The following is an 18,695-nucleotide window of genomic DNA, read 5'->3' as shown; positions in this document are numbered from 1 at the left end:
CCGAGGGAGAGGTGAACCACCCCTCTCCTCGGGGAGAGGGAGGGGCCCGATGCGAAGCAGCGGGAGGGTGAGGGGGAGAACCGGCCCAGGGGACTTGACCAGGCCGGGCAGACGGTGTCGACAGTCTCTGGATGCCAGGGTCAGGCCCGGGGCATGACAGCGTAGCGAAGAGGCTTCCCTCGCCATGGTCCGCATGCCGCCTCTCATCGGCCGCCGCGAATTGCTCATCGGGGGCGCGCTGCTGGCCGCGCCGGCCGTGCTCCGCGCCCAGGACCTGCCGCGGGTGCGCGTCGGCACGCTGCAGCTCGGCACGGTGAACTGGGAGCTGGCGGTGATCGGCGACGGGCTCGACCGCCGCCACGGCTTCGTGCTCGAGCCACTGGTCCTGGCCGACAAGGACGCCGCCGCCGTCGCCTTCCAGTCCGGCGCGGTCGACCTGATCGTCACCGACTGGATCTGGGTGGCGCGGCAGCGCCAGGCCGGGCGCGACGTCACCTTCGTGCCGTTCTCGCTGACCGTCGGTTCGCTGATGGCCGACCCCAGGACCGGCATCCGCACCATCCGGCACCTGCCCGGCAAGCGCCTGGGCGTCGCCGGCGGCGAGGACGACAAGAGCTGGGTGCTGATCCAGGCCTATGCCCGCCAGGCCGGCATCGACCTGCCGCCCGCCGCCCCCGTCACCTCCGCCGCCCCGCCGCTCTTGAACCAGCTGGCGCTGCGCGGCGATCTCGACGCCGTGCTGAACTTCTGGCAGTTCGCCGCCCGCCTGGCCGCGAAGGGCTTCCAGCCGGTGGTCGAGATCGCGAAGATCCTGCCGGCGCTCGGCCTCGACCGCCCGCCGCCGCTGCTCGGCTGGGTGTTCCGGGACTCCTGGGCGACGCAGAACCCCGATCTCGCGCGCGGCTTCCTCGACGCCTCCTTCGCCGCCAAGGCCGCGATGAAGACCGACGACGCGCTGTGGCAGCGGCTCAAGCCCGAGATGAAGGCCGAGGACGACGCCGTCTTCGCCGCCCTGCGCGACGGCTACCGCGCCGGCATCCCGGCGCCGCCGAGCCCGGCGGACGAGGCGGCGGCCGCCGCGGCGCTGCGGCTGATGGCCGGCATCACCCCGGCCGCTGTCGGCGGGCTGACGGCGCTGCCGCCCGGCACCTTCTGGCCCGGCCATGGCGGTTGACGCCTCGCCGGCCGCCGAAACGGCGCCAAGCCTGCGGCGTTGGCGCTGGCTGCTCTCCCTTGCGATCCTGGCGGCGATCTGGCAGCTCGCCGCCTTCCTGGCCGACAGCGCCGTGCTGCCGCCGCCGGCCGAGGTCGCGGCCTCGGCTTGGCAGCACATGGTCGCGGGCGACCTGCCGTACAACGTCGCGATCACCCTGGCCCGGGTGCTGGCCGCCTTCGCCGCCGCCATGGTGATCGGCACCGCCATCGGCATCGTCCTCGGCCGCAGCCGTCTGCTGGACGAGCTGTTCGACGGCTGGCTGGTGATCGCGCTGAACATGCCGGCGCTGGTCACCATCGTGCTCTGCTACGTCTGGTTCGGGCTGAACGAATGGGCGGCGGTGATCGCGGTCGCGGTCAACAAGGCGCCGCTGGTGGTGGCGATCACTCGCGAGGGCGCCCGCGCGCTCGACCGGCCGCTGATGGAGATGGCGCAGCTGTTCGACGTGCCGCGCGGCCGGGTGCTGCGCCGGATCGTGCTGCCGCAGCTGGCGCCCAGCCTGATGGCCGCCGCCCGCTCCGGCCTGGCCCTGACCTGGAAGATCGTGCTGGTGGTCGAGCTGCTGGGCCGGCCGGACGGCGTCGGCTTCCAGATCCGCAGCTTCTTCAACTTCTTCGACATTGCCGGGATCCTCGCTTACACGCTGGTGTTCATCGCCGTGATCCTGGCGATCGAGGCCTTCCTGCTGCAGCCTCTGGACCGCGCCGCCGGCCGCTGGCGGTCGCCGTGATCGGCCTGGCGCTGCAGGGCATCCGCCGGCGCTTCGCCGCCCCGGTGCCGCGCGACGTGCTGGACGGCGTCGATCTCTCGATCGGGGCGGGGGAGTTCGTGGCCCTGGTCGGCCCCTCCGGCCGCGGCAAGACCACGCTCTTGCGCATCATCGGCGGGCTCGATTCCGGCTATCAGGGCCGGATCGACTGGCCCGACGGGCCGCCGCGCCGCCGCGCCGCGGTGTTCCAGGACCCGCGCCTGGTGCCCTGGCTCGGCCTGCTCGACAACCTGCTGCTGGTCGCCGGCCGCGCCGCCGAGCCCGAGGCGCGGGAGTGGCTGGCCGCGGTCGAGCTGGCGGGCCGCGAGGATGCCTGGCCCGGCCAGCTCTCCGGCGGCATGCAGCGCCGCGCCGCCCTGGCCCGGGCGCTGCTGGTCGAGCCCGACCTGCTGCTGCTGGACGAGCCGCTGGTCTCGCTCGACCACGCCCTGGCCGGCCGCATGCGGGCCCTGCTGGCGGACTACTGGCGCCGCCACCGTCCGACCGTGCTGCTGGTCACCCACGACCTGCGCGAGGCGGTGACCCTGGCCGACCGGGTGGTGGTGCTGGCCGAAGGCGCCGGCCGGGTGTCGCTGCAGCGCGGCATCGAGCTGCCGCATCCGCGCGACCCCGCCGACCCGCGGATCGACGCAGTCGTCGACGCCCTGCTGCGCTTCGACCCGGGCCTGGCGGTGCCGGCGGGCGAGGACGAGCCGGCGGACCGCGCCTGACTGCGTTCCAACCGGATCTGTGATAGTGTTCCATCCTATTCAGCAGGATCGGAGGCGCAGTTGCGCACCACCCAGCAGTTCAGCGTCACTCTTCCGAACGAGATGGCGGACATGGTCCGGGCCAAGGTCGCCTCGGGCGAGTATGCCAGCGAGAGCGAGGTGTGATCCGGGACGGGCTGCGCGCCCTGCAGGCCCGCGACCGGGCGCTGGAGAAATGGCTGCGCACCGAAGTCGTGGCCGCCTATGACGAAGCCAGGGCCGATCCATCGAGCCTTCTCACCGGCGAAGAGGTTCTCGAAAGTCTGACCAAGTTGCGCGACCGAACGGAGAAGCGCCGCTGAAGCGGCTTTACCCCACCACCTCCCCGCTTTCGCGGGATGACGAAATGGGAATTGTGAGAGGCGTCCGACCTTACTTCACCGGCAGCGGCGCGTTCGGCAGGGTCGGGCGGCCGCCGGCGGTCCAGTCCTGCACCCCGCCCGGGAACCAGTGCACCGCGGTGTAGCCCTCGGCCACCGCGCGTTTGGCGGCGTTCCAGGACATCCAGCACTCCGCGTCGCAGTAGAACACCAGCGGCCGGGCGCGGTCGCCGAGAGTCAGCGCCGCCAGGGCGTTGCGGAAATACGCCTCCATCTCCGCCGACAGCGCCCCGTAGCCGGTGTTGGCCAGCCAGACGCTGCCCGGGATGTCGCGCCGCTCCGGCGGCCGCCACACCGTCCCCGCCGGCAGCTTGTCCGGCCGCGGCGGCTGCGGCAGCACGTCGATCACCACCACCGGCCCGCCGCGGATCAGTGCCTCCACCGCCGCGGCGTCGACCACCGTCGCGCCCTGCAGCGTCGCCGGCACCGGCGCCCGGTAGGCCTCCATCCGGTAGCCGTCGGGCTCCGCCACCTGCGCCGGCACCGGGCCGGCGGCGAGGCAGAGCGCCAGCACGGCGAGGCGGAGCAGGGGGCGGATCATGCGCGCCTCAGAGCATCGGCTGGCCGCGTGCATCCAGCATCGGCACGCCGTAGTCCTTCAGGATCGCGGTGATCGCGTCCTGGTTCTCCCGGATCAGCTTGTTGATCCGGTTCTTCCAGTCGCTCTCGCCCGGCCGCACGCCCATGGTGATGTAGAAGTCGAGCCTCGTGTCCTTCGCCTCGTTCGACAGCGGCGTCACCGCCAGCGCGTCGCCATGCTGCTTGGCGAAATAGCCGGCGATCGGCCCCCACAGCACCGCGACGTCGATCTGCCTGGACGCCAGGTCGTCGATCATCTGCTTGCCGGGCGCGTCGTAGCGGCTGTCGACCACCAGCGGATAGGGCCGGGCCTGCGCCATCAGCCCGTCGCGCGCCGCCAGGTTGGCGGGCGGCGTGCCGGCGGTGATGCCCAGGCGCAGCGACTTCAGCCGCGGGTCGGACAGGCTGCTCAGCCCGTCGAGCTTGTCCTCGCGCCGCGTCACCAGCACGTAGCCGGAGCGGTAATAGGGGTTGCTGTTCTGCACCAGATCCGCCCCGGCGACGATGCCCATCACCAGGTCGCAGCGCCGGGCGCGCAGCGTCATGCGCAGGAAGCCGGTCGAGTTCGGGTACCAGGTGTAGCGCACCGGCACGCCCAGCTTCTGCGCCAGCAGCTCGGCGATCCGGTTCTCGAAGCCCTCGCCCTTGTCGTTGGAGAAGGGCAGATTGGCGGGGTCGGCGCAGACCCTGAGGGCCGAGCGGTCGATCGCCTCCGGCCGCGGCGGCTCGGCCCGGCCGGGCCCGGACAGCAGCACGGCGCCGGCCAGGAGGGCCAGCGCCGCGGCGCGCCGTGTGAAGGGGGGCATGGCGGGCGCCCTAGCCGGGCGTCCCCATGCAGGAGGCTTCGGCCTCGGCATAGTCCTTGGTCTTCTTCTCGAACTTGGCCGGCCGGCCGCGTCCCACGGCGCCGTCGGACCGGGCCTTGAGATAGGCGTAGATGTCGTTGATGTAGCACATGACATTCGGATCCGTGCCCAGCGCCGGCATCTTCTTCTCGCTGGCCGTGTTCACGGTCTCCTTGCCGTTCACCACCGTGTCCATGAACTGGTCGAAGGACAGCGTCTTCAGCGAATCGACCAGGCTGGGGGCGAAGCTGCTGCCCTCGCCGTCCGGCCCGTGGCAGACGTAGCAGATGCCGTTGTAGCGGCGGAACCCGTTGTAGACCGACCAGGCGACCGTGCCGTCCGCCGCGATCTTGTAGGGCTTCTCCTCCCCCTCGGCCGCCGCCGCGGGCGCATTCGCCGCGGGCTGCTGCACCGCCGGGTCGCTGCTCTTGTCCTGGGCGAAGCCCGCGGCGGCGAAGCCGCCGATCGCGATCAGGCCGCCGGTCAGGAGGGCGGTGCGGAACAGGAAGGCGCGGAAAGGCATCCTCGATCCTCTCGGATGATGTGGCATGTCGGCGTGGCTGGATCCCAAGAAGAAGGAGGCGGGCCGAAGCCCGCCTCCGAGGCACAGGGAGGCTTCAGTCGGGAAGGGCGAAGACGGTCAGCGTCCCGCCCAGCTGGGTGTATTGCGACAGCGACTGATAGGCACCGACCGCGCCGAGGCCCTCGGTCGGGTTGGTCAGCCCTGCCGCCATGCCGATGCCGGCCCAGCCGCCGACGCCGGAGAGCACGGCAACGTACTGCTTGCCCTTGCTGGTGAAGGTGTTGACGTTGCCGATGATGCCGGAGGGGGTCTTGAACTTGTACAGCTCCTTGCCGGTCTTGGCGTCGACCGCCTTCAGATAGCCCTCGAGCGTGCCATAGAAGACGACGCCGCCGGCGGTGGCCAGCGCGCCGCTCCACACCGAGAACGGCTCCGGGATCGACCAGACGATCTTGCCCTTCTCCGCATCCCAGGCGATGAAGTTGCCGAGATGGTCGCCGCCCGGCGCCGGATACATGCTCAGGGTCGCGCCGACATAGGGCTGGCCGGCGGTGTAGGCCACCTTGTACGGCTCGTAGTCCATGCAGACATGGTTGGTCGGCACGTAGAACAGGCCGGTGTCCTTCGAATAGGCCGCCGGCTGCTGGTCCTTCGAGCCGAGCGCCGCCGGGCAGATGCCCTGCGAGTTGACGTCCTCGCCATTGGCCTCGGTCGAGTACTTCTTGTCGCGCACCGGCAGGCCGGTCTTCAGGTCGATCTTGCTGGCCCAGTTGACCGCCGGATCGTACTTCTCGGCCACCAGCAGCTCGCCGGTGACGCGGTCCAGCGTGTAGCCGAAGCCGTTGCGGTCGAAATGGACCAGAAGCTTGCGGTCCTTGCCGTTGAACGGCTTGTCGACCAGGATCATCTCGTTGACGCCGTCATAGTCCCATTCGTCATGGGGCGTCATCTGATAGACCCACTTCGCCATGCCGGTGTCGGCGTCGCGGGCGAAGATGGTCATCGACCACTTGTTGTCGCCGGGCCGCTGCACCGGGTTCCAGGTGCTGGGGTTGCCTGTGCCGTAGTAGATCAGGTTGGTCTCCGGATCGTAGGAGATCCAGCCCCAGGTGGTGCCGCCGCCGATCTTCCACTGGTCGCCCTGCCAGGTGGAGATGCCGGAATCCTTGCCCACCGGCTTGCCCAGCTCGGTGGTCTTCTCCGGGTCCATCAGCGTGTCGGCGTCGGGGCCCATCGAATGGGCCTGCCAGGCCAGCTTGCCGGTCTTCATGTCGTAGGCCGAGATGTGGCCGCGGACGCCGAACTCGCCGCCGGAATTGCCGATCAGGACCTTGTCCTTGACCACCAGCGGGGCCGAGGTGCCGGTCTCGCCCTTGGTCGGGTCGCCGTCCTTGACGCTCCACGCCACCTTGCCGGTCTTGGCGTCCAGCGCCACCAGCGTGGTGTCGGCCTGGTGCAGGAAGATCATCCCGTCGCCATAGGCGACGCCGCGGTTGACGGTGTCGCAGCACATCACCGGGATGACGTTCGGGTCCTGCTTCGGCTCGTACTTCCAGACGATCTTGCCGTTGTTGGCCAGGTCCAGGGCGTAGACCGTGTTCGGGAACGGCGCATGGATGTACATCATGTCGCCGATCACCAGCGGCCCGCCCTCATGGCCGCGCAGCACGCCGGTCGAGAAGGTCCAGGCGACCTGCAGGTTCTTGACGTTCTCGGTGGTGATCTGCTTCAGCGCGCTGTAGCGGGTGTTGGCATAGTCACCCAGCGGCTGGGTCCACTGGTTGGGGTCCTTCTCGAGCTTCAGCAGCTCGTCATTGGCCGACGCCACCGTCGGCACGGCCGCCAGCGCGAGCACAAGCGCCAAGGCGGTCCCGGAAACGCGCAGCAATCTGGGCATTCGCTATCCTCCCATTGATCGCGATGCGGGACCCGCGGCGATGCCAGCGGCATGCCGGAGGTCCGCCTCGACGGTCGTTCACGCCATCGGGCCCGGTCGTCATGGCCTCGTCTCCGGGCCGTTGGTGCTTCATTCGGAAGACGACCGCCATCACTTTGCGAAGACATCCAAATCCCAGTCAATTGCAAACACACAAAATCGTATTGTTCTTTGGTAGGAAATCGGAATTTCGCAGCTGCGAATAAAATACTTGGATTAGACCAAGGTACAATCTTCAAATATTGATTTTGCGTTCGGGCCGACAATGTGGGGATCGGCCGGGGCGTGATGGGCGGTCCGGCAGTGAAGCCGAGGCCTCGATAGGGCTTTTGCGGCGCGAAAGAAGGCGGCGGGACCGCTTGTTCAAGGGCAACGGCAATAGTTCCGCACCCTTGGCCCAATCATGTCGCGGCGCCGCTCAGGGCATGGGCTGGCCGGGCCGGCAGGGCGGGATCAGCGGATGGGGGCCGAGGCGGGCGAGGCGGATCGAGAACTCGCGCATGGTCGGCGCGGTGTCGCGCAGCCAGCGGTACTGCACGTCATAGGCCTCGCGCTCGCGCTCGATCCAGGCGGCGCAATCGGCCGCCGCCGCCCCGCCCGCGGCGGCACGCTGCAGGAAATGGGTCAGCTCATGCACCAGGATGCTGGTGTCGGCCGGGTCGGTGCCGATGCGCAGCGAGTCGTCGAGCGTGATGGTGCCGTCGGGCTCGGCATAGCCCATCACGGCGCAGGGATGGTCGCAGGCCATCGCCTCCAGCGCCGCATGCGGCACCATCATCACGACCGGCGGATCGCCCGGCACGGCATAGCCGGTGTAGCCGGAGACGGCGGTCAGCAGGGTCGCCACCAGCGCCGCCGGGACCGGGCCGGTCATGGGGTCTCGTTCCTTGGAACGAATTGACCCACCCGCGCCCCTTTGCTCTGCTGGCCCCCCGACGCGACTGCGGAGCGATCGCCATGAAGGGCTGTGCGGTTCTCGCCCTCCTTGCCCCGGCGCTGCTCGCCACGCCCGGCCCGGCGCGCGCGAACGACTATCCGACCCCGGTGGTGGCCGACTACGTGATCGGCTGCATGGCCAGCAACGGTGAGACGCAGGAGATGCTGCAGCGTTGCTCCTGCAGCATCGACGCGGTGTCCTCGATCATGCCCTATGCCGACTACGAGAAGGCCGAGACCGTGCTGCGCATGCAGTTCGCCACCGGCGACCAGGCCGGCATCTTCCGCGAGATGACGATGCTGAAGACCATGGTCGACACGCTGCGCCTGGCGCAGATCGAAGCCGATTTCCGGTGTTTCTAGAGGCTGCCCGACCGGTAATCCTCCGGAGGGAGACGTTTTCCCTTCCCTGTCGTTGCCGGGCTTGACCCGGCAATCCAGAAGGTGTCGACGCTCTCTGGATGCCCGGGTCAAGCCCGGGCATGACAATAGAGGGGGCGTGGGCGCGCGGCTGCCCATTCCTGGATGGGTCTCCGGCATCGGCATCCCGGCTCACATCGTCGCCGGCACCGGCCAGGCCTGCGTGAACACGGCGCCGTCGGAATCCCTGGCCGTGGCGCTCAGCCGGCCGGTCTCGGTCGGGGTGAAGCTGAACTCCACCACCGGGTTCTCGCTCAGCGAGATGTTGCCCTCGACCTGCAGCAGCCGGGCGCCGTCGTAGCTGACCTCGATGGTCTCGATGAAGCGCGCCGGCACGTAGGTGCGCTTGATCTGGTCCATCTGCATGCCGGAGTAGTTCGGGTGGCGGATCAGGAGCTCGACCCGGCTCGGCGCGCCGATCTGCACCGCGTCGAGGTTCTTGGCCCGCATCTCGCCGAGATGGGCCTCGGCCTGGTCCGGCGTCTTGGTCGCGGGGGCGGAACAGCCGCCGGCCGCCTTGACGAACGCGGCGGCCATGAACAGCGACCCGTCCTCGGTCTCGGCCACGGCGTGGATGTTGGTGTATTCGTTCACCCGCACCCTGGTGCCGATCGTCGGGTCGGCGATGGTGTCGCCCAACCGGAACACGGCGGCGACCGGCGCCGGGTTCTTGTCCACCACCAGGGTCACGGCGCGGATCCGCCCGGCCGGCCTATGCTCGCGGTCGAAGCGGATGGTCACCGGCACCACGGCGGCGTCATAGGCGCGCTGCGGCGCCTCGACCCGCATGAAGGCGCTGCCGTCGGCGACCGCCTTGTCGCCGAAGATCGCGGTCTTCAGGTCGGGCCAGGGGTCCTCCGCCCGGGCGGGGCCAGCCAGGGCCAGCAGGGCGGCCAGGATCAGGGCTGCGGCGTGTTTCGGCATCGTGTCCTCCCCCTTGCCATTCTTCGCCTACTCCCATTCCAGCTCGGTATAGGCCGTGGCGACGTTGCGGTCGTTGTAGTCGTCGAACAGCAGCCAGCGGCCGCGCTCGGACCGGCCGACCGTGGCCACCGCCTGGTCGAGGCTGCGCCCGGCGGCCAGCGCCGCGCGGGTCTCGTCCAGGATCAGGCGAAGATAGCGCTCCTCGTCGTCCAGCGCATCCGGCCAGGGGGCGGAGGCCGGACCGTGGCCGGGCACCACCCGCCGGATCCCGGCTTCGCGCCGCAGCCCGGCGATGGCGTCGACCCAGCCGCGCAGCGATCCGTCGATCGCCGGCACCCGCTCCAGGAACACCAGGTCGCCGGCGAACAGCGTGCCGGTCGCGCTGTCCAGCACGGTCAGGTCGGCATCGGTGTGCGCCGCCGGCCAGGCCTTCAGCTCCAGCGTCCGCCCGCCGAGGTCGAGCGACAGCCGGTCGCGCACCAGAAGGGTCGGCGGCACGATCCCGGTGCCGGTGGCGGCATCGCCCAGCGCCCGGCGCAGCCCGTCGAGATAGGTGTCGGCCCGCGCCGCCAGGCCGCGCGGCAGGTTGGCATGGCCGACGATGGTGGTGCCCGGCCCGGCGAAGGCCGCGTTGCCCAGCGCGTGGTCGGGGTGGAAATGGGTGTTGACGACCCATCGGACGGGCAGGGCGGTCCGGTGGAACAGCGACGCGCGGAGCCGCCGTCCCTCGGCGGCGCTGCCGCCGGTGTCGATCACCGCCGCCGCGTCGTTCCCGACGACGAAGCCGAGATTGGCGATGCCGCCGAGATTGGCTGCCGTCGCCTCCTCATGCGCGCCCCGGAACACGAAGACGCCGGGCGCGACCTCGGTCACCGGCAGCGGCGGGGCGGCCGGCGGGGCGGCGCCCAGCAGACCCAGCGCCAGGGCGCCGCCGATCGCGTTCCGGCGGCTCAGCGCCCCCGGCCGGTCCGGCTTTCGCCCGTGCGCGAATGGCGGCACCCGAATTCTCCCGCAATGGCAGGAACAACAGGGCGCGCTTTTGCCGTGCGGCTGAATTGGACTTTGGTCTCAGTTGGTTGTTCTCGCCTTGTCGGGCCCGGGGGCGGTTCATACAGTCGGGCCAATCCCCGCCGTCGAGCGGGCAGGTGCGGCCGGCCTCCGGCCACCGCCGCGCCGAAGCGGAACGCCGGCCCGTCCGGCCCAGCAGGAGGACGTCCGAGATGCGAGGTTTTGCGCTCGTCGCGGCAGTCGCCGCGCTCGCCCTGCCGATCGCGGCCCAGGCCCAGGACGCCGCGGGCGATGCGGCCAAGGGCAAGCAGGTCTTCGCCAAATGCCAAGCCTGCCATTCGATGGATGCCGGCACCAACAAGCTCGGCCCGTCGCTGCACGGCGTGGTCGGCCGCACCTCCGGCACGCTCGAGGGCTTCAAGTATTCCGATGCCATGAAGAACGCGCATCTGACCTGGGACGACGCGACGCTCGACAAGTATCTTGCCAATCCCAAGACCCTGGTGCCGGGCACCAAGATGGTGTTCCCCGGCCTGCCGAAGGAAGAGGACCGGCTCGCCGTCATCGCCTATCTGAAGGAGGCGGGCGCGAGCTGACCATGGGCCCTGCGAGCCGCCTCTTCCTTTTCAACCTCCCCATCCCCTTGCGGGAGGGGGTAGGGGGAGGGGGTGTTGCCGCCGGAGCAGGCCTTCGCGGATCAGCGCCGCCGACGGCCGCGGTTCGCGGCGGCCAGGCGCCGGCACTCTTCGATCGACAAACCCCTCCCCCTACCCCCTCCCGCAAGGGGAGGGGGAGAGTAAATGGCTGGGTGGCGCTTGGCTTTGCGGTGCTTCTGTCGGCCGTTCCGGCCGCGGCCCAGCAGCCGGCGCCCAAGCTGTCGGTCACCATCGGCTGGCTCGGCGAGGCGGTCCGGGAGCCGGAGCCGCCGTCGCTGGTCGAACCGGTGGCCAGGGACAAGGGCTTGGCCGGCGCCCGGCTCGCCCTCACCGACAACCAGACCACCGGCCGCTTTCTCGGCCAGGACTACGCGCTGGACGAGACGGTGGTCCCGGCCGGCGGCGACCTGGCCGGTGCGGCCGCGGCCATGGCCGGAAGGGGCGTCAGGCTGATCGTCGCCGACCTGGCGGCCGACCGCCTGCTGCAGCTGGCCGACCTGCCGGAGATGAAGGACGCGGTGATCCTCGACGCCCGCGCCCAGGACGACCGGCTGCGCGTCGCCGACTGCCGCGCCAATGTCTTCCACACCATCCCCAGCCGGGCGATGAAGGCCGACGCCCTGGCGCAGTACCTGGCGTTCAAGCGCTGGACCCGCTGGGTCCTGGTCTCCGGCACGCTGGACGACGACAAGGCCTTCGCCTACGCCGTCCGCCGCGCCGCCAGGCGCTACGGCGCCCGGATCGTCGAGGAACGAACATACGAGTTCCAGGCCGGCTCCCGCCGTGCCGACACCGGCGAGCAGCAGGTGCAGCGGCAGATGACCCAGCTGACCCAGCGCCTGCCGGATTACGACGTCATGGTCGTGGCCGACGAGAGCGAGGTGTTCGGCGAGTACCTGCCCTACCGCACCTGGGATGCGCGGCCGGTCGTCGGCACCCAGGGGCTGGTGCCGACCGCCTGGCACCGCAGCCAGGAGCAGTGGGGCGGCACCCAGGTCCAGCGCCGCTTCCAGAAGGCCGCCGGCCGCTGGATGCTGGAGCGCGACTACGCCGCCTGGGCGGCGGTCCGCGCCCTGGGCGAGGCGGTCACCCGCACCGGCAAGGCCGATCCGGCGGCGATCCGCGACTATCTGGTGTCCGACGCCTTCCAGCTCGCCGCCTTCAAGGGCGTGCCGCTGACCTTCCGCCGCTGGGACCAGCAGCTGCGCCAGCCGATCCTGCTGGCCTCGCCGATGATGCTGGTCTCGGTCTCGCCGCAGGAGGGCTTCCTGCACCAGCGCACGCCGCTGGACACGCTCGGCTACGACGAGCCGGAATCGCAGTGCCGGCTGAACCCCTGAGGAGGCGCGCATGACCAGGTTCGTGTTCATGACCTTTGCCGCGGCAACCCTCCTCGCCGCCGCCCAGGCGCAGGCCTTCACCGCCTATGTCTCGAACGAGAAGGGCAACACCGTCAGCGTGGTCGATCTCGACACCATGGCGGTGACCCAGACCATCCAGGTCGGCCAGCGGCCGCGCGGCATCACCCTCAGCCATGACGGCAAGGTGCTCTACGTCTGCACCAGCGACGACGATCACATCGAGATGATCGACACGGCGACGCTGAAGCCGCTCGGCACCCTGCCCAGCGGCCCGGATCCGGAACTGTTCGTGCTGGCGCCGGACGGCAAGCGGCTCTACGTCGCCAACGAGGACGACAACATGGTCACGGTCCTCGATCTCGAGCAGCAGGCGATGGAGACCGAGGTGCCGGTGGGGGTGGAGCCGGAAGGGATGGGCGTCAGCCCGGACGGCAAGTGGCTGGTCAACACCTCCGAGACCACCAACATGGCGCATTTCATCGACACCGGGACGCTGCAGGTGGCCGACAACGTGCTGGTCGACACCCGGCCGCGCTTCGCCGAGTTCACGCCGGACGGCAAGCAGGTCTGGGTCTCGGCGGAGATCGGCGGCACGGTCAGCGTCATCGACACGACGTCGCGCCAGGTGGTGAAGAAGATCGGCTTCGCGGTCCAGGGCGTGCGCAAGGAGACGATCCAGCCGGTCGGCGTGCGCATCACCAAGGACGGCAAGACCGCCTTCGTCGCCCTCGGCCCGGCCAACCGCGTCGCCGTGATCGACACCGCGACCTATGAGGTGACGGACTATCTCCTGGTCGGCCAGCGGGTCTGGCAGCTCGCCTTCACCCCGGACGGGAAATACCTGGTGTCGACCAATGGCGCCTCGAACGACATCTCGGTGATCGACGTGGCGGACCGCAAGGTGATCAAGTCGATCCCCGTGGGCGAACTGCCCTGGGGCGTGGCGATCCGCTAGATGGCGACGATCGCGCCGGCCCGCCCCGTTATCCTCCCCCTCCCCTTGCGGGAGGGGGTGGGGGGAGGGGTGTTGCCGCGGAGTTGGCATTCGGACTGGCCGCGATCGTTCCACCGCTCGGATCTGGGCGATATCGGCCTCTTCGATCGACAAACCCTCTCTACCCCTCCCGCAAGGGGAGGAGTGGATTGTGCGGGGCGGGACGTTCAGCCATGCCCCCCGCTGACCCCGACGCCCTCTCCGTCACCGGCCTCTCCCACCGGATCGGCGAGCGCGAGATCCTGGCGGGGATCGAAATCGCGGTGCGGCCCGGCACCTTCACCGTGCTGCTCGGCCAGAACGGCGCCGGCAAGACCACGCTGTTCTCCCTCGTCACCCGGCTCTACGGCGCCCAGTCGGGCCACATCCGGGTGTTCGGCCACGACCTGGCGCAGGAACCGGGAAAGGCGCTGGCGCTGATGGGCGTGGTGTTCCAGCAGCGCGCCCTCGACCCCGACCTCTCGGCCCGGCAGAACCTGCGCTACCACGCGGCGCTGCACGGCATGCCGGGGGGCGTCGCCCGATCCCGCATCGCGGCGGAGCTGGAGCGGGTCGGCCTGGCCACGGAGGCCGACCGCAAGATCCGCGGCTTCTCCGGCGGCGAGGCGCGGCGGATCGAGATCGCCCGGGCCCTGCTGCACCAGCCGCGCCTGCTGCTGTGCGATGAGGCGACGGTCGGGCTCGACATCCGCAGCCGGGCCGCGATCCTGGCCGATGTCCGCGGCCTGGTGCGCGACCGCGGCCTGACCGTGGTCTGGGCCACCCATCTGATCGACGAGGTCGAATCCCTCGACCCCACCATCATCCTGCATCGCGGCCGCATCCTGCGGCAGGGCCCGGCCGCGTCGATCATCTCCGATCTCGGCGCCGGCGGGCTGCAGGACGCGTTTCGCCGGCTGACGGAGGCGGCATGAGCGTCGTGAACGAACTCGCCGGGCGCGAGCCCCTCGGCACCGTCACCCCGGCCGGCGCCCTGCGCTGTCTCAACGGCATCCTGTGGCGCGAGGGGCTGCGCTTCGTGCACCAGCGCACCCGCTTCGTCTCGGCCCTGGTGCGGCCGCTGGTTTGGCTGTTCATCTTCGCCGCCGGCTTCCGCTCGGTGCTCGGCGTCTCGATCATCCCGCCCTACGAGACCTATATCCTCTACGACGAATACATCGTCCCCGGGCTGATCGCGATGATCCAGCTGTTCAACGGGATGCAGAGCTCGCTGTCCATGGTCTACGACCGCGAGGTGGGCAGCATGCGGGTGCTGCTGACCAGCCCGATGCCGCGCTGGTTCCTGCTGGCCGCGCGGCTCCTGGCCGGCACGCTGCTGTCGCTGCCGCAGGTCTATGTCTTCCTGCTGATCGCCCGGCTCTGGGGCATCGAACCGCCGCCGACGGGCTATCTCACCGTGCTGCCGGCGCTGGTGCTGTCCGGCCTGATGCTGGGCGCGCTCGGCCTGCTGCTGTCCTCGGCGATCCGCCAGCTCGAAAACTTCGCCGGGGTGATGAACTTCGTGATCTTCCCGATGTTCTTCGCCTCCTCGGCCCTCTACCCCTTGTGGAAGGTGGAGGAGGCTAGCCCGCTGCTGCGCGACGTCTGCGGCCTGAACCCCTTCACCTATGCCGTGGAGCTGAACCGCTTCGCCCTCTACGGCCAGGTCGACATCCAGTCTCTCGTGATCGTTCTCGCCTGCACCGCGGTGTTCCTCGGCGGGGCGATCCTGGCCTATGACCCGGCGCGCGGCCTCGTCGCCCGCGTCCGCGGCCCCGGCGCCGGCTGAAAGGAGGCCGTCATGGTCCGATCCGCGTGGCTTATCCCTGTCCTCCTGACGCTGCTGCCGGCTGCGGCCGGGGCGCAGGACTCCGCGAAGAAGGACGACTGGCCCTGCGTCCAGGTGCTGCAGCCGGAGCTGTCGGTCGGCGCCATGTGGCCGGGCGACGACCCGACCGTGAACGGCCCGTCCTGGCGCGACGACGCGGTGGTGGCGGCACTGGTCGAACGGGTGGCGCCGCGCCGCGTCACGGTCGACCAGGCGACGGCCGAGATCAAGCGCTTCGCCGCCGGCTATGAGGGCGACCGCAAGGTGGCGCTGTCCGAGCTGTTCGCCGGGCTGTTCGAGAGCATCAACGGCGAGCGCGCCACCATCATCCGCGGCATCCGCCGCTTCAACGCCCGCCAGGCGGCGCTGGCCCAGCGGATCGAGGAGACGACGGCGGCGCTGGACGGCGTCGACGCCAATTCGACCGACATGGCGGTGGCGCAGAAGCGGCAGCAGCTGGAGACCCAGCTGACCTGGGACCAGCGGGTGTTCGACGAGCGTGAGCGCCTGCTGCCGGCGATCTGCGACCAGCCCTTCGTGCTGGAACGCCGCCTGTTCGCCCTGTCGCGGACGATCCAGGAGGAGATCGGGAAGTAGGGGCGGGGGGCGCGCCCTTTCTATTCTGTCATGCCCGGGCGGCTTGACCCGGGCATCCAGAGAGCGTCGAGACCTTCTGGATTGCCGGGTCAAGCCCGGCAATGACAGTTGGAGGGAAAGCGCTCTTGTGTCCCAACATCCCACTCTCCGGCACCCACCGCTCCAGCGCCTCGACCGTGACCCAGCCATCCCCGGCCCCGGCGCCGCCGAGATGGCGGTAGGGTGCGTCCGGCTCGCCCAGGTCGGACAGGGCTGCAAAAGCATGGCGCAGATCGTCGTCGCGGCTGTAGAGCCCCGGCGTCGCCAGCACCGGCAGGCCGGCGCGGCGGGCGGACAGCACGCCGTTGCGCGAATCCTCGATGGCGACGCAGCCGGCCGGATCCAGCCCCATCGCCTCCAGCACCGCCTGGTACACGTCCGGCGCCGGCTTCTTGCGCGGCACCGCGTCGCCCGCGACCATCACCTCGAACAGCGCCGGCCCCTCCGGCCCCAGCGCCGCCGCCAGCAGCGCCGCGACATTGGCCGGGGTCGTGGTGGTGGCGATCGCCAGGCGCACGCCCTGCGCCCGCGCCTCGGCCAGCAGGCGGGCGACGCCGGGGCGCAGGGCCACGGCGCCCGCCGCCACCAGCGCGGTGTAGCGCTCGGTCTTGGCCCGGTGCAGCGCCGCCACGTCGCAGCCCGGCGGGGCGGCCAGCCCGGCCAGGAACCGGCCGATCCGCTCCTTGCCGCCGGTGACGGCCAGGAGATCGCGATAGAGATCCCGATCCCAGTGCCAGTCCAGCCCGGCGGCGCGGAAGGCGGCGTTGAAGGACCGGCGGTGCGCCTCCTCGGTCTCGGCCAGCGTGCCGTCGACATCGAACAGGATGGCCCGGAGCCGCATCACGCCCCGGCCTCGGCGAGGCCGAGCATCCCGGGCAGCGCGGCGTAATCGGCGAGGATGCCGTCCGGCTCCAGCCCGGCGCCGTCGCCATAGCCGAAGGGCACCGCCAGCACCCGCACCCCGGCCGCCCGGGCGGTGGCGACGTCGACATGGTGGTCGCCGACATAGACCGTGTCCTCCGGCCCGGCGCCGAGCGCGGCGATGCAGGCCAGCAGCGGCGCCGGATCCGGCTTCATGCCGTGGCCGCTGTCGCCGCCGACCAGCGCCCCGACATGCGGCGCGAAGCCCAGCGCCCACAGCACCGCCCGCGCGGTCCAGGCCGCCTTGTTGGTGCAGACGCCGACCGGGATCCCGGCCGCAGCCAGCGCCGCCACCGCCTCGACCGCGCCGGGATAGGCCGCGCTGCGCACCGCCGGCGCCGCGGCGTAGCGGTCGAGGAAGCGCCGGGTCATCCATTCGGCCTCGGCCGGGTCGCAGCGCCGCAGCCGCAGCGCCCCGCGCAGCAGCCCGGGCGCGCCATGGCCCATCAGGCCGCGCACCTCGTCCTCCGACAGCGGGTGGATCCCGGCCTCGCGCAGCACCGCGGCCAGGGCGGCGGCGACGTCGGCGACGCTGTCGACCAGCGTGCCGTCCAGGTCGAACACGACCGCACGAGTGCGGGGGGCGCCAGGAAGGACCGGGCTCATGGCCGGTCCTCCCCGCGGCCCCGCCCGGACCCGGCGAGCCGGGGCCGGGTGGGCGTGGATCCTAGAGGGTGTAGGTGAACTGGTCGCTCGGACCGGCCGCCGTGGTGCCGTAGATGTTGGTCACCCGGATGTCGACCGTGCCGATGAGGAGGCTGGGGGGCGACACGGCGGTGATGCTGGACCCGTCGGAGGCCACGCTGTGCGACTTCGCCGCGACGGTGCCGAAATCCACCACGGAGTCGGGGGTGAAGGCCTGGCCTTTCGGCGGCAGGATCGTCACCGAGGTGCCGCCGAGCAAGTGGCCGCTGGTCGGGCTGACCGAGGCGATGGGGACGACGACCGGGACCTGCGGGGCGCCCAGCAGCTTCAGATAGGTGTTGCTCCAATGCTGGAACCCGACCTGCTGCATGAACTTGTCCACATCCGTGTCGGCGGGCTCGGGATAGGGCTCGAGGAACACCGGCGACGGCCCGGCGTTCAGCGGCGGTTGCTGGGTCGGCTGGACATAGACGTTGCCGTTGGTGTTGCCCGCCATGCTGGCGATCTGCTGGCCGACCGCGTTGTCCGGCTTGGCGACGGGGCCAGGTCCCGGCGGGTTGCTGTCCGGGCCGGGATAGAAGGGATTCTTCTGCCAGTTTTCCGGAAGGGAGGCCAGGGTCGCCCAGGCGGTCGGCACCACGTCGTACTTGTTGTAGATGCAGACGGCGCTCGGGAACTGCGTGTCGAACCAGGCGGCGAAGGTTTTGTCGCCTGCGGTCGGGGCGGCGAAGGTGTAGGGCCGGATGCTCCCGATCGACAGCATGCCGGCCGACGCCTGCTGCTGCAGGTACAGCGCGATCGTGGTCGCCATCGCCCCGCCCAGGCTGTGGCCGACGACATAGAGCGTGTCGGGCTTCAGCTGCGCCAGCTGCGTCTTCAGGTCGGTGTTCGAGACGATGGCGCCGTACGCCACCATCGCGCCCAGGGAGATCTGGGGCAGCGGCCACATGGGCTTTGTGCCGTCGGGGTGGAAGGGCACCAGCATCCCGACCTGCAGGTCCTCCAGCTGATCGACCAGACTGTCCATCACGGTCCCGCGCAACACCAGCGCGTAGACCGTGCCGCTGTCGTCGTTCGGCCCCTGCGCGATGTAGGCCAGGTTGGCGCCGTCCTTGGTCAGCCCGACCCAGCTCAGCTTCCACTGGCCCTGGGTGGCCAGGTCCTTGTCGGCCAGCTGGGTGGTGATGCCCTGCTTGATCCGGGCGATGTGGTGCTCGCGCTTCTCGCCCGAAGGCCGAGGATCGGCTGCGTCCGAGGCCAGCGCCGCCAGGGTCATCATGATCTTCGTGGTGGTGGAATAGTCCGGCATCACGGAAATCCTTTTTGGTAAATGCGCCGATAAAAAAGGAAAAATACTTCTGAATTCCAAGTTGCATTTGGGCCAGTACTG

The 18,695-nt window shown here is 70.5% G+C and carries 22 protein-coding genes; 12 read left to right on the top strand and 10 right to left on the bottom strand.

Annotation, left to right across the window (positions count from 1 at the left end):
• Positions 1-193: 193 nt before the first annotated feature.
• Genes LG391_RS32495 through LG391_RS32480 form a run of 5 tightly spaced genes read left to right on the top strand, consistent with a single transcriptional unit; the run spans position 194 to position 3,036 of the window.
• Positions 194-1,174, top strand: coding sequence for an ABC transporter substrate-binding protein (locus LG391_RS32495; RefSeq protein WP_225772953.1), 981 nt, complete (start codon positions 194-196; stop codon positions 1,172-1,174).
• Positions 1,164-1,946: an ABC transporter permease gene (locus LG391_RS32490; RefSeq protein ID WP_225772952.1), complete on the top strand. Its 783-nt coding sequence runs from the start codon at positions 1,164-1,166 to the stop codon at positions 1,944-1,946. The genes LG391_RS32495 and LG391_RS32490 overlap by 11 nt, the downstream gene beginning before the upstream one ends.
• The gene (locus tag LG391_RS32485) at positions 1,943-2,695 is read left to right on the top strand and encodes an ABC transporter ATP-binding protein (protein ID WP_225772950.1); all 753 of its coding nucleotides are present in this window, start codon (positions 1,943-1,945) and stop codon (positions 2,693-2,695) included. Before LG391_RS32490 ends, LG391_RS32485 begins: the two co-directional genes overlap by 4 nt.
• Positions 2,696-2,755: 60 nt before the next feature.
• Positions 2,756-2,860: a type II toxin-antitoxin system ParD family antitoxin gene (locus tag LG391_RS35095; RefSeq protein WP_374200825.1), complete on the top strand. Its 105-nt coding sequence runs from the start codon at positions 2,756-2,758 to the stop codon at positions 2,858-2,860.
• Positions 2,857-3,036, top strand: coding sequence for a hypothetical protein (locus LG391_RS32480; protein WP_225772949.1), 180 nt, complete (start codon positions 2,857-2,859; stop codon positions 3,034-3,036). The genes LG391_RS35095 and LG391_RS32480 overlap by 4 nt, the downstream gene beginning before the upstream one ends.
• Positions 3,037-3,106: 70 nt before the next feature.
• On the opposite strand, the gene LG391_RS32475 is transcribed toward LG391_RS32480, so the two are convergent.
• The 5 genes from LG391_RS32475 to LG391_RS32455 all read right to left on the bottom strand — a co-directional run bounded on the left by LG391_RS32475 (position 3,107) and on the right by LG391_RS32455 (position 7,871).
• The gene (locus tag LG391_RS32475) at positions 3,107-3,655 is read right to left on the bottom strand and encodes a PQQ-dependent catabolism-associated CXXCW motif protein (RefSeq protein ID WP_225772947.1); all 549 of its coding nucleotides are present in this window, start codon (positions 3,653-3,655) and stop codon (positions 3,107-3,109) included.
• Positions 3,656-3,662: 7 nt separating this feature from the next.
• Positions 3,663-4,499, bottom strand: coding sequence for a substrate-binding domain-containing protein (locus LG391_RS32470; RefSeq protein ID WP_225772945.1), 837 nt, complete (start codon positions 4,497-4,499; stop codon positions 3,663-3,665).
• A gap of 10 nt (positions 4,500-4,509) precedes the next feature.
• Entirely contained in the window at positions 4,510-5,061 is a 552-nt protein-coding gene (locus LG391_RS32465; protein ID WP_225772943.1) for a c-type cytochrome, methanol metabolism-related, read from the bottom strand.
• 94 nt (positions 5,062-5,155) lie between these two features.
• Positions 5,156-6,958, bottom strand: a complete 1,803-nt coding sequence (xoxF5, locus tag LG391_RS32460; protein ID WP_225772941.1) for a lanthanide-dependent methanol dehydrogenase XoxF5 — start codon at positions 6,956-6,958, stop codon at positions 5,156-5,158.
• Between the two features lie 457 nt (positions 6,959-7,415).
• Complete coding sequence (locus LG391_RS32455) at positions 7,416-7,871, bottom strand: hypothetical protein (protein ID WP_225772939.1); 456 nt, start codon at positions 7,869-7,871, stop codon at positions 7,416-7,418.
• A gap of 83 nt (positions 7,872-7,954) precedes the next feature.
• Between LG391_RS32455 and LG391_RS32450 the strand changes: the two genes are divergently transcribed.
• Positions 7,955-8,296, top strand: coding sequence for a hypothetical protein (locus LG391_RS32450; protein ID WP_225772937.1), 342 nt, complete (start codon positions 7,955-7,957; stop codon positions 8,294-8,296).
• Between the two features lie 189 nt (positions 8,297-8,485).
• On the opposite strand, the gene LG391_RS32445 is transcribed toward LG391_RS32450, so the two are convergent.
• Positions 8,486-9,277 (bottom strand): quinoprotein dehydrogenase-associated SoxYZ-like carrier, encoded by a 792-nt coding sequence (locus tag LG391_RS32445; RefSeq protein WP_225772935.1) that lies wholly within the window; start codon positions 9,275-9,277, stop codon positions 8,486-8,488.
• Positions 9,278-9,304: 27 nt separating this feature from the next.
• Positions 9,305-10,276, bottom strand: coding sequence for a quinoprotein relay system zinc metallohydrolase 2 (locus tag LG391_RS32440; protein WP_225772933.1), 972 nt, complete (start codon positions 10,274-10,276; stop codon positions 9,305-9,307).
• 221 nt (positions 10,277-10,497) lie between these two features.
• Between LG391_RS32440 and LG391_RS32435 the strand changes: the two genes are divergently transcribed.
• The 6 genes from LG391_RS32435 (at position 10,498) to LG391_RS32410 (ending at position 15,700) form a co-directional block, all read left to right on the top strand.
• Positions 10,498-10,881 carry a cytochrome c family protein gene (locus LG391_RS32435; protein ID WP_225772931.1) on the top strand — a complete coding sequence of 128 codons (384 nt, stop codon included), beginning with the start codon at positions 10,498-10,500 and terminating at the stop codon, positions 10,879-10,881.
• 212 nt (positions 10,882-11,093) lie between these two features.
• The gene (locus LG391_RS32430) at positions 11,094-12,281 is read left to right on the top strand and encodes an ABC transporter substrate-binding protein (protein ID WP_225772930.1); all 1,188 of its coding nucleotides are present in this window, start codon (positions 11,094-11,096) and stop codon (positions 12,279-12,281) included.
• A 10-nt stretch (positions 12,282-12,291) separates the two neighbouring features.
• Positions 12,292-13,257, top strand: a complete 966-nt coding sequence (locus tag LG391_RS32425; protein WP_225772928.1) for a YVTN family beta-propeller repeat protein — start codon at positions 12,292-12,294, stop codon at positions 13,255-13,257.
• A 212-nt stretch (positions 13,258-13,469) separates the two neighbouring features.
• Positions 13,470-14,210 (top strand): ABC transporter ATP-binding protein, encoded by a 741-nt coding sequence (locus tag LG391_RS32420; RefSeq protein WP_225772926.1) that lies wholly within the window; start codon positions 13,470-13,472, stop codon positions 14,208-14,210.
• On the top strand, positions 14,207-15,064 hold the full coding sequence (locus tag LG391_RS32415) for an ABC transporter permease (RefSeq protein ID WP_225772924.1): 858 nt from the start codon (positions 14,207-14,209) through the stop codon (positions 15,062-15,064). Before LG391_RS32420 ends, LG391_RS32415 begins: the two co-directional genes overlap by 4 nt.
• A gap of 12 nt (positions 15,065-15,076) precedes the next feature.
• Positions 15,077-15,700, top strand: a complete 624-nt coding sequence (locus tag LG391_RS32410; protein ID WP_225772922.1) for a hypothetical protein — start codon at positions 15,077-15,079, stop codon at positions 15,698-15,700.
• Between the two features lie 28 nt (positions 15,701-15,728).
• On the opposite strand, the gene LG391_RS32405 is transcribed toward LG391_RS32410, so the two are convergent.
• The 3 genes from LG391_RS32405 to LG391_RS32395 form a co-directional block, all read right to left on the bottom strand.
• Entirely contained in the window at positions 15,729-16,580 is an 852-nt protein-coding gene (locus tag LG391_RS32405) for an HAD-IA family hydrolase (RefSeq protein ID WP_225772959.1), read from the bottom strand.
• Positions 16,580-17,266, bottom strand: a complete 687-nt coding sequence (locus LG391_RS32400) for an HAD family hydrolase (protein WP_225772920.1) — start codon at positions 17,264-17,266, stop codon at positions 16,580-16,582. Before LG391_RS32400 ends, LG391_RS32405 begins: the two co-directional genes overlap by 1 nt.
• A 61-nt stretch (positions 17,267-17,327) precedes the next feature.
• Complete coding sequence (locus LG391_RS32395; RefSeq protein ID WP_225772917.1) at positions 17,328-18,614, bottom strand: IPT/TIG domain-containing protein; 1,287 nt, start codon at positions 18,612-18,614, stop codon at positions 17,328-17,330.
• Between the last annotated feature and the right edge of the window lie 81 nt (positions 18,615-18,695).

The sequence above is a fragment of the Inquilinus sp. Marseille-Q2685 genome (assembly GCF_916619195.1).
Classification (GTDB): Bacteria; Pseudomonadota; Alphaproteobacteria; order DSM-16000; family Inquilinaceae; genus Inquilinus.
Note: the sequence above shows the minus strand (reverse complement) of the source record. Positions and strands in the feature narration are given on the sequence as shown.

Bases quoted from the DNA above. Each gene is read 5' to 3' on its own strand.
- LG391_RS32495 (WP_225772953.1), top strand. From the start codon at position 194: ATGCCGCCTCTCATCGGCCGCCGCGAATTGCTCATCGGGGGCGCGCTG.
- LG391_RS32490 (WP_225772952.1), top strand. From the start codon at position 1,164: ATGGCGGTTGACGCCTCGCCGGCCGCCGAAACGGCGCCAAGCCTGCGG.
- LG391_RS32475 (WP_225772947.1), bottom strand. From the start codon at position 3,655: ATGATCCGCCCCCTGCTCCGCCTCGCCGTGCTGGCGCTCTGCCTCGCC.
- LG391_RS32470 (WP_225772945.1), bottom strand. From the start codon at position 4,499: ATGCCCCCCTTCACACGGCGCGCCGCGGCGCTGGCCCTCCTGGCCGGC.
- LG391_RS32465 (WP_225772943.1), bottom strand. From the start codon at position 5,061: ATGCCTTTCCGCGCCTTCCTGTTCCGCACCGCCCTCCTGACCGGCGGC.
- xoxF5 (WP_225772941.1), bottom strand. From the start codon at position 6,958: ATGCCCAGATTGCTGCGCGTTTCCGGGACCGCCTTGGCGCTTGTGCTC.
- LG391_RS32455 (WP_225772939.1), bottom strand. From the start codon at position 7,871: ATGACCGGCCCGGTCCCGGCGGCGCTGGTGGCGACCCTGCTGACCGCC.
- LG391_RS32450 (WP_225772937.1), top strand. From the start codon at position 7,955: ATGAAGGGCTGTGCGGTTCTCGCCCTCCTTGCCCCGGCGCTGCTCGCC.
- LG391_RS32445 (WP_225772935.1), bottom strand. From the start codon at position 9,277: ATGCCGAAACACGCCGCAGCCCTGATCCTGGCCGCCCTGCTGGCCCTG.
- LG391_RS32435 (WP_225772931.1), top strand. From the start codon at position 10,498: ATGCGAGGTTTTGCGCTCGTCGCGGCAGTCGCCGCGCTCGCCCTGCCG.
- LG391_RS32425 (WP_225772928.1), top strand. From the start codon at position 12,292: ATGACCAGGTTCGTGTTCATGACCTTTGCCGCGGCAACCCTCCTCGCC.
- LG391_RS32420 (WP_225772926.1), top strand. From the start codon at position 13,470: ATGCCCCCCGCTGACCCCGACGCCCTCTCCGTCACCGGCCTCTCCCAC.
- LG391_RS32415 (WP_225772924.1), top strand. From the start codon at position 14,207: ATGAGCGTCGTGAACGAACTCGCCGGGCGCGAGCCCCTCGGCACCGTC.
- LG391_RS32410 (WP_225772922.1), top strand. From the start codon at position 15,077: ATGGTCCGATCCGCGTGGCTTATCCCTGTCCTCCTGACGCTGCTGCCG.
- LG391_RS32405 (WP_225772959.1), bottom strand. From the start codon at position 16,580: ATGCGGCTCCGGGCCATCCTGTTCGATGTCGACGGCACGCTGGCCGAG.
- LG391_RS32400 (WP_225772920.1), bottom strand. From the start codon at position 17,266: ATGAGCCCGGTCCTTCCTGGCGCCCCCCGCACTCGTGCGGTCGTGTTC.
- LG391_RS32395 (WP_225772917.1), bottom strand. From the start codon at position 18,614: ATGCCGGACTATTCCACCACCACGAAGATCATGATGACCCTGGCGGCG.